Origin of the sequence: Geminocystis sp. GBBB08 (assembly GCF_016743215.1) — a bacterium.
Lineage (GTDB): Bacteria > Cyanobacteriota > Cyanobacteriia > Cyanobacteriales > Cyanobacteriaceae > Geminocystis.
The window spans coordinates 1-8,108 of record NZ_VRZC01000168.1 but is presented as its reverse complement, the minus strand read 5'-3'; the positions used below and the strand labels follow the sequence as shown (position 1 = coordinate 8,108).

General features: G+C 33.5%; 8 protein-coding genes and 2 pseudogenes. 2 read left to right on the top strand and 8 right to left on the bottom strand.

What is annotated here, in order from left to right; translation table 11 throughout:
* Positions 1-484 precede the first annotated feature (484 nt).
* The gene (gene hemB, locus FWJ34_RS16285; RefSeq protein ID WP_308256398.1) at positions 485-1,471 is read left to right on the top strand and encodes a porphobilinogen synthase; all 987 of its coding nucleotides are present in this window, start codon (positions 485-487) and stop codon (positions 1,469-1,471) included.
* 203 nt (positions 1,472-1,674) lie between these two features.
* The gene (locus FWJ34_RS16280; RefSeq protein WP_308256397.1) at positions 1,675-2,115 is read left to right on the top strand and encodes a hypothetical protein; all 441 of its coding nucleotides are present in this window, start codon (positions 1,675-1,677) and stop codon (positions 2,113-2,115) included.
* Here FWJ34_RS16280 and FWJ34_RS16275 read toward each other — a convergent pair.
* The 8 genes and pseudogenes from FWJ34_RS16275 to FWJ34_RS16240 form a co-directional block, all read right to left on the bottom strand.
* Entirely contained in the window at positions 2,112-2,387 is a 276-nt protein-coding gene (locus FWJ34_RS16275; RefSeq protein ID WP_308256396.1) for a YggT family protein, read from the bottom strand. The genes FWJ34_RS16280 and FWJ34_RS16275 overlap by 4 nt on opposite strands.
* Positions 2,388-2,561: 174 nt before the next feature.
* Positions 2,562-3,221: an HAD-IIIA family hydrolase gene (locus FWJ34_RS16270; RefSeq protein WP_308256394.1), complete on the bottom strand. Its 660-nt coding sequence runs from the start codon at positions 3,219-3,221 to the stop codon at positions 2,562-2,564.
* Positions 3,222-3,368: 147 nt separating this feature from the next.
* A complete protein-coding gene (locus FWJ34_RS16265) occupies positions 3,369-4,211 on the bottom strand; it encodes an inositol monophosphatase family protein (RefSeq protein ID WP_308256393.1) in 843 nt (280 codons plus the stop codon).
* Between the two features lie 18 nt (positions 4,212-4,229).
* Complete coding sequence (locus FWJ34_RS16260; protein ID WP_308256392.1) at positions 4,230-4,736, bottom strand: thermonuclease family protein; 507 nt, start codon at positions 4,734-4,736, stop codon at positions 4,230-4,232.
* 64 nt (positions 4,737-4,800) lie between these two features.
* A complete protein-coding gene (locus FWJ34_RS16255; RefSeq protein WP_308256391.1) occupies positions 4,801-5,169 on the bottom strand; it encodes a 2Fe-2S iron-sulfur cluster-binding protein in 369 nt (122 codons plus the stop codon).
* A gap of 206 nt (positions 5,170-5,375) precedes the next feature.
* Positions 5,376-5,720 (bottom strand): RtcB family protein, encoded by a 345-nt coding sequence (locus FWJ34_RS16250; RefSeq protein ID WP_396232033.1) that lies wholly within the window; start codon positions 5,718-5,720, stop codon positions 5,376-5,378.
* A gap of 237 nt (positions 5,721-5,957) precedes the next feature.
* Positions 5,958-6,260, bottom strand: a pseudogene (locus FWJ34_RS19620) (LAGLIDADG family homing endonuclease); the annotation flags it as partial.
* Between the two features lie 339 nt (positions 6,261-6,599).
* A pseudogene (locus FWJ34_RS16240) lies at positions 6,600-7,784 on the bottom strand (RtcB family protein); the annotation flags it as partial.
* Between the last annotated feature and the right edge of the window lie 324 nt (positions 7,785-8,108).

Here is an 8,108-nt window from a genome sequence, read left to right as displayed (position 1 = left end):
GGAATTAGTCCATCCAAGCTACTGGTAGAACATCAGAAAGTTACGGCTAAGTCTGAAAATTTCAGATTTGAGAAATCAGGATACATCAATGACGTTAGTTGTTGAGCCTAGCAACCCTGTACAACGCACGTTTGTTTCAGTGGAGTAATGGTCAAGTAATTGGCTGTTCAGAATCGCCCGTTACAGCTTCAGCTTTACGGGTGAGTATGTCAAATAACCTATTTGGTATCTCTGTTATTGTACAGTGCCAAATTAAATAGAAATGTTGATTGTTGATTAAGCCGATCGCCTTAAACCTACCTCAGTTCGATATAAAATTATCGGTGAAGGTGAGACGAGGAGACTAGGAGACTAGGAGACTAGAAGAGAATAGACTTAAACATTCACTTAACGTAACGAAATATTGCTAAGTACTAGGTAAAAGTAGGCGATCGCCTTAAACTAGGAAGACAGTCCTTATCTATTCAAATTATATTATTTAACTATGTTTCCTATTAGTCGTCCTCGTCGTTTACGTCAAAATCCTCAATTACGACGCATGGTACAAGAAACGGTATTAACAGCCAATGATTTAATTTATCCTTTATTTGCCGTGCCGGGTAATGCCATCGCAAAAGAAGTAAAATCCATGCCCGGAGTTTATCAGTTATCAGTAGATAAAATTATCGAAGAAGCTAAAGAAGTCTATGATTTAGGTATTCCAGCAATTATTTTATTTGGGATTCCGACAGATAAAGACAATGACGCTACTGGTGCATGGCATGATTGCGGAATAGTACAAAAAGCCACTACAGCCGTAAAAAAAGCCGTACCAGATTTAATCGTTATCGCTGATACTTGTCTTTGTGAATATACACCTCATGGGCATTGTGGTTACTTAGAAGTAGGAGATTTAGCAGGAAAAGTCTTAAATGATCCAACCCTTGAACTGCTAAAAAAAACAGCAGTATCTCAAGCCAACGCTGGTGCGGATATTATTGCACCCTCAGGCATGATGGATGGTTTTGTTACTTCTATTCGTGAAGCATTAGACGAGGCCGGTTTTGAAAATACCCCGATTCTTTCCTATGCCGCTAAATATGCTTCAGCCTATTATGGCCCTTTTCGAGATGCCGCTGAATCAGCCCCTAGCCATGGCGATCGCCGTACTTACCAGATGAATCCTGCAAACGCTCTTGAAGCCCTAAAAGAAGTGGAATTAGACATAGTAGAAGGTGCAGATATGTTGATGGTAAAACCCGCTTTATCCTATATGGATATAATTTGGCGTGTGAAAGAAATTACTAATTTACCAGTAGCCGCTTATAACGTATCAGGGGAATATTCTATGGTAAAAGCCGCTGCCCTTAACGGTTGGATAGATGAGAAAAAAGTAACCCTAGAAACCTTGACTAGCTTTAAACGTGCTGGTGCTGACTTAATTTTAACTTATCATGCTAAAGATGCAGTACGTTGGCTAGAGCAACAATAAGGTATTAAAATAATACAGAAATATATAATAGCCCTCTGTTCATCCGGAGGGTAGTAGTTAAGGATTATTCAACCATTACAGATGAAAAAGCCGAAGGAAATTTACCTAAGTTTGATGTCAGAAACCTTTTCAAAAGAAGTGCAAGATCTTAGTAAAATGAAAATCAATAATCTCATATACCTGATTAAATTAGATAAAAATTTATGTTTCGTCACCTCTTAGCTATTATCACTATTTCCATTTCCTTTTTTCTGTTAACAACTATCTTAACCCCCTCAGCAGAAGCACTTGTACCAATAAAAATTACAGATATATCTTACAAAGAATGTCCGGCAGGAGTAGGAGAAGGCAGCGTCACTAGTGGAGGTAGTGCCTTACCAGCAACTTGTTATTTAATTACCGGTAAAACTAACAACACATCAGGGAAAACCTTATATGATGCTGATGTATTTGGAAGGGTTTATGATGCTAACAATGAACCAGCTTTACAAAATCGTAGCCGATTAGGGGCTTTAACAGAAGTACAACCAGGAGTAAATGAGTTTGAGTTGAGAATTAGTGTGCCTTCTAATCAACCCACTCCTTTACAATTAAAACAGTTTAAAGCCACTGGTTTTTCTAGCAAAGTCTATCCTACTTTTTAAACTACTCCCACAAGAGAAATTAATAATTGAGGAATTAGCTGTAAAACAAAGATAGCTAAAATTGCCGAAAAATCTATGCCTCCTAATGGAGGTATAAAAGAACGAAATATATTAAGATAGGGATCGGTAATGGGTGCTAAAAATGAAATCACGTTACCTGCCCATTCTGCCGTTTGAAACCAACTTAAAAGAATTCTTACAAATATTAGTACTAAATATATTTGAATAAAATTAGTTACAGTATTGATAACTAAATAAGTTATACTATTCATCGCCTTTAAATAACTCCATTTTTCATAGTAGTTTTATTCTTTTTATCTTAACTGAATTTGTCTAATTTATAACTCCTTCCACTGGTATCTTTACTATATTAGAATCTCTCTCGCAAAGGCACAAAGGCGCAAAGGGGAAATTTAGTTACTATCTCTTTTTTTTTTGCTTTGTGATTAACTATTTCTCCTCTTTAACCAAAAACTTTGCATTCCTAGAGATTTTGCTCCCCAATAATCTTCTTTAGCACTATCTCCAATATACCAAGAATTTTCAGGTTTACAGTTATGTTTTGCTAAGGCAATTTTAAATATTTTGGGGTGCGGTTTCGCTACTCCCGTGATAGAAGAAATTGTAATGGTTTGAAAATATTGTTTTAAGTTTAGGTTGTCTAAAACTTCATAAATTCTGGTATCAAAATTAGAGATAATTCCCAATTCTATACCTTGTTTTTGCCAATGATTTAAACTTGATATTACCTCATCATAAATAACCCAAGGTTGGCTCGTTTTAAAATGGTTATAAAGTTCGATAAAAAAGTCTTTAAAGTTAGTAAATTCTTGAATCTTGTTGTCTTGATTAAAGGTATTATAAGTAATGTTTTGCCACCATTCAAATTCTAATTCTTTGATTTCTTCTTCATTTTCTGTCTCAAAAGCAAGAGGAGGAGAATTTTTAAAGGCTTGATAAAAATAATTATTAATTATTTCTGCCTCTCTATTAGCACCATATTTTTTAGCTATTTGAGTATAAACATCCCCCACGGTATTTTTAACTCCAAAAATTGTACCTACTGCATCTAAAAAAATAACTTGCGGTTGATGATTAATTTTCATTATTTTTTGCTTAATTTATCTACAAACTTTATTTTATTTTAAGTAAGTGAGTAAAATTAATTTGTGCATTTTGTTTTTCTCAAAGCTATGATAATAATGGGTAACAAGGGGTAACAAAGGGTTTAAACTGCTTGCCTTACATTGCCTCTATACAATTAATTTTACATTAGTACTTATTTTCAAAGGAGATATAGATAATACAACTTCACTCAATGCTGAATGTAAATAACCATTAGTTGCCAAAATTCTACCACTATCTAAATCAAATTCATTACCATCATAAGCAGATATTTTGCCCCCTGCTTCTTGAAGAATCACCACTCCCGCTAATAAATCCCAAGGTTTTAATCCTCTTTCCCAATAACCATCTAATCTTCCTGTTGCCACATGACATAAATCTAAAGAAGCACTTCCCCCTCGTCTAACTCCTTGGGTTAAATGGGTAAGGTGACAAAACTCTGCATAATTATTATCTTCCACCTCTTGGCGATCGTATGCAAATCCTGTGACTAAGAGGCTACTTGCTAAATTTTTTGTGGTAGAAACCTGAATAGGAATATCATTTAAAGTTGCACCGCAACCTTGTGCCCCCATCCATAATTCATTCAACATCGGATTATACACAACCCCAACAGTCGGTTTCCCTGATACCATTAAACCCACAGAAACCGCCGCTTGAGGATAACCATGAGTATAATTAGTTGTACCATCAAGAGGATCAATTACCCATAAATACTCATTCTCAGAAGTGTCAGTTTTACCCGATTCTTCTGCTAAGATACCATGATTAGGTAAATGACGCTTTATCACTGAAATTATTTCCGTTTCTGCTTTTTGATCTACTTCTGTAATTAAATCTCCTGCCCTATCTTTTTCTCTGATATTTAGCTGTTTTCCCCAATAACTTTGTAAGACAACACCTCCTGCTTTTGCCGCTAAAAAAGCGATGTCACGAAATTTTAAAATTTGTTGGGAAGAAAGATTATTCATAAATGTAAAGTAAAAAGATTAATTTATATTTCTAAGAGGTTTATCAGGATTCCAAACACCTTTACCCATGATACGGGCGTAATCTTGGGCATCTAACAATTGTTGATCATATTTACCGTCAGTATAGGTTAAATTAACGATACCATGACCGAATGATAAGATTTTTTGATTAATTAATTCATCATTAAACCATCCATAGCCCCTAATTCTGTTAAATTTGTCTTTAACTTCTAAATCAGTTTCTAAAATTACGATGGCAGATTTTAAAGGTTGAGAGTTATTAACCGTCAGAAAATCAACTAAAAATTTTCTCGCCTCATTTCCCCACGGTTGTTGTTTTTCACTTGGAGTCTCTAAACCCATTAATCGAAATTGATAAGATTTATTTTTAATAATCACCTCAATGGTTTGGGCACTAACAACTCGTCTTAATTTTGCTTCAATGCCCTTGATAGTAGTCTGATTTTGACAACCACTAAGGATTAAACATAAACAAATCAAAATAGTTAATAATTTATATTTCAAAGCAAAATAATTTTATTAAGATAAGTTTTTCGCACTCGACACACTCGACGCAAAAATTTAAAGATTAATCATCTTCAATAGGGAAACCAAAACGAACTTTTCCTTTACCAAAATAACGCCCGAATTGCAACTCATAAACCTCATCTTCATCTTGAGTTTCTACTACTAAATCTGATCGAGGATAAGATACACATAATAAGGCATAACCTTTTCTTTGTAAATCGGGAGATAAACCCATTGCCTCTGGTTGATAAATATCTCCTCGAATTACTCTGACGGCACAAGTAGTACAAGCACCATTACGACAAGAAAAAGGAGGCTCAACTTCTTGATTTTCTGCGGTTTTTAAAATATACTCGTTTTCGGGTACAGTAATTGTTTCCGTTGTGTTACTTTGACGATTATGAATAGTTACTTGATAATTTTTAACCATTATTAAACAATAATTACAGGTTTTGTTTTTATTATAAGGGGCATAAGTATAACTGTTTATCTTTTTTTCCCTTGAATACTCTTCAAAAAGTCAGAAATAATTATTATCAATTATCAATAGGCATCTAATCAAAATTCAGGAAATAAGGGATAAATCCCTTACGATAAACTATTTAAAAATATTTGATGGAGAAGTCTAATTATCAATTATCCTTTAACGCAAATAACCTGTTTAAGAGTTGCCACAACTTCCACTAAATCTGTTTGTTGATTCATCACTTCTTCAATGGATTTATAAGCACTAGGTATTTCATCTATAACTCCAGCATCTTTGCGACACTCAATCCCCTCTGTTTGTTGAATTAAATCACTAACATCAAAACGTTTTTTAGCCTGACTTCGAGACATTGTACGCCCGGCACCATGACTGCAATTATGTACTAAAATAGGAGTATAATAATCTGTGAACACAATATAATTATGATTATCAGCAACAGTAAAGTTATAAACGGGAATTTCTGACAAAGATTCACTATTAACAACTCGATTCATTGCTAAAGTAAAATCAAGTGATTTTTCACGGATTTTCTCAATATTCATCATTTTATCAGCTTTGCTATAAGTATTTAATTCAGCAGAAGAAAATTTACCCCCAGTTAAAGATTTTGCTAAAATTAATTTATCTGCATAAAGTCTTTTTGGTGGTTCATTAATGACTAATCTTTGACAAATATTAGAGAGTTTTGTCATCACTAAATTGTCTCGAAATTCTACAACATAATTATTGCGATTATTATAAACTTTATAAGCAATTCCTAAAGATAATAAAGCACAAATAACAGGATTAAACATCGCAATTTTACCAATACTAATGGAAATAGTATCCCGATTAATACTTCCATCGCCATCTAAATATCCTGCTAAAAAATAAAGTGATAAGTAAGGATTTGTTAGTAATATTTGCGGTAAATTTTCTTTAAAATTGATTATTTTTTCAACAAAATTAGAGTCACCAATGGTTAATTCTACTAAAAGTTTACCTTGTATTTCTCTTCCTTTTAAATTAGAAATTCTTGGTTGTTGAATTCTCATTGAAATGTTTACTTTATAAGAATCAAATATTTTTTTTACATGACTTAAAAACTTTTCTTTCTTGTTATCAGAAGATTGATAAATTCTGACATAATTTAAAATATATTTATCATTGATAGGACGATCTTTTAATTCAGGTGCTTTTTTTCTTTCCTGTGAATAAATAGTACCATCGGATAAAATAACGCCTAATAAATAGTAAAAATTAGGATCGCAATCTTCTATAGTTAAATTAGATGGTAAATTGATTTCTGTGGGAATTATTACTCCGCCTTGATTATCATAAATTTCCTCTATTTTTTGATAACTAATTTCCCCTTTTTCATAGGTAGCAAAAGGATGATTTGCTGTACAAATAATGGCATTTTTTAGCCTTCTTCTTGTTTGTGAAAAAGAATATTTATTCACCATTACTTGACGGCAACTTTGCTCTAAAATTTCTTTTAATTCAAATTTTTGTAATTTCTGGTTATAGCTAACCAATTTAATCGATGAATTAGCATTATAAACCTCCTCGATGGTCATCAATCCGTATTCCGTTAAGATTTTTGTCTCTCCAGCAAAACAACTACAAAAACTGTCATGATTACCTTTACCTTTAACAATAAAAGATTTTGCCCCCATTGAACCGGGTATTATACCGTAATCGTTTTCGGTAGCTCTTACTGCACCTTTGCGGGTTACATAAACATCCTCACCGAAATGAGTTTCTTTTTCAGCGTAATTATGGTGGCAGTTAACCGTTAATAAAGGTTTTGTGGCTTTACCACCGTTTAAATGTTTCTCCACAATGGCTTTAAAACGACTCATCATCACATCACGGTTAAAACGGGCATAACTCTGCGCCCATTGTAAATCTCGCCAATAAGCATCAAATTCGGGTGTACCAGCGATAAAATAAGCTAAATCTGGATCTGGTAATCTTAAATTGGCTAATTTCGCTAATTGTTTCCCTGTTTTGATATGGCAATCAGCTAATTGATTTCCAATATGTCGAGATCCTGAATGTAGCATTAACCAAACTTGATCTTCGGTATCTAAGCATAATTCAATAAAGTGATTTCCCCCACCCAATGAGCCTAATTGCTTAATAGCTTTACCTTCTAGTCTTTGAACTCCTGAATGTAAATCCTTGAAACCTTGCCAACCTTGCCAATTAGTTACTTTTGTTTCTATGTCTTTATTTTCGTTAAAACCAACGGGAATATTGGCTTCAATTTCTAAGCGAATTTTTTTTAACTTTCCTTCTAACTCAGAGGCACTAAACCCTGTTTGCAAAGCACACATACCACAACCCACGTCAACTCCAACGGCGGCAGGAATTATCGCATCTTTCGTAGCAATAACCGAACCGACTAATGCCCCTTTTCCTAAATGCACATCTGGCATCAAGGCAACGTGCTTATAGACAAAGGGTAAAGAAGCCACATTTTTTGCCATAGAAGTTTCTTCAAAGCCTAAGTCATGATTTGCCCAAGATAAGACAGGTTTAGGAGTAGAAAGGTTTAATTGTTCGTACGGCATAACGGTTAAATAAAATTAACGATTATTCTATAATAATCAATTTATCTTTAATAAGTACCAGTGCAAAATTGATTGTATATAGGCAAAGAGTTTAAACCTCTTGTTATCATAGATTTGAGAAAAACAAAGAGCATCGATTAATTTTGTGTACTTACTTACTATTCGCAAAATAGCTTATATATTTTAACATTAATTAAAATTATTGATAATCCTTTTTGCCTCTTGCTTTTTATTTTTTTTACAAGGTAAACACACCATTAATTTTGGACATTTAAAAGTATGTCTTCAATATCCTTTTCTTTATCAAACCTAGAAGAGTTATTA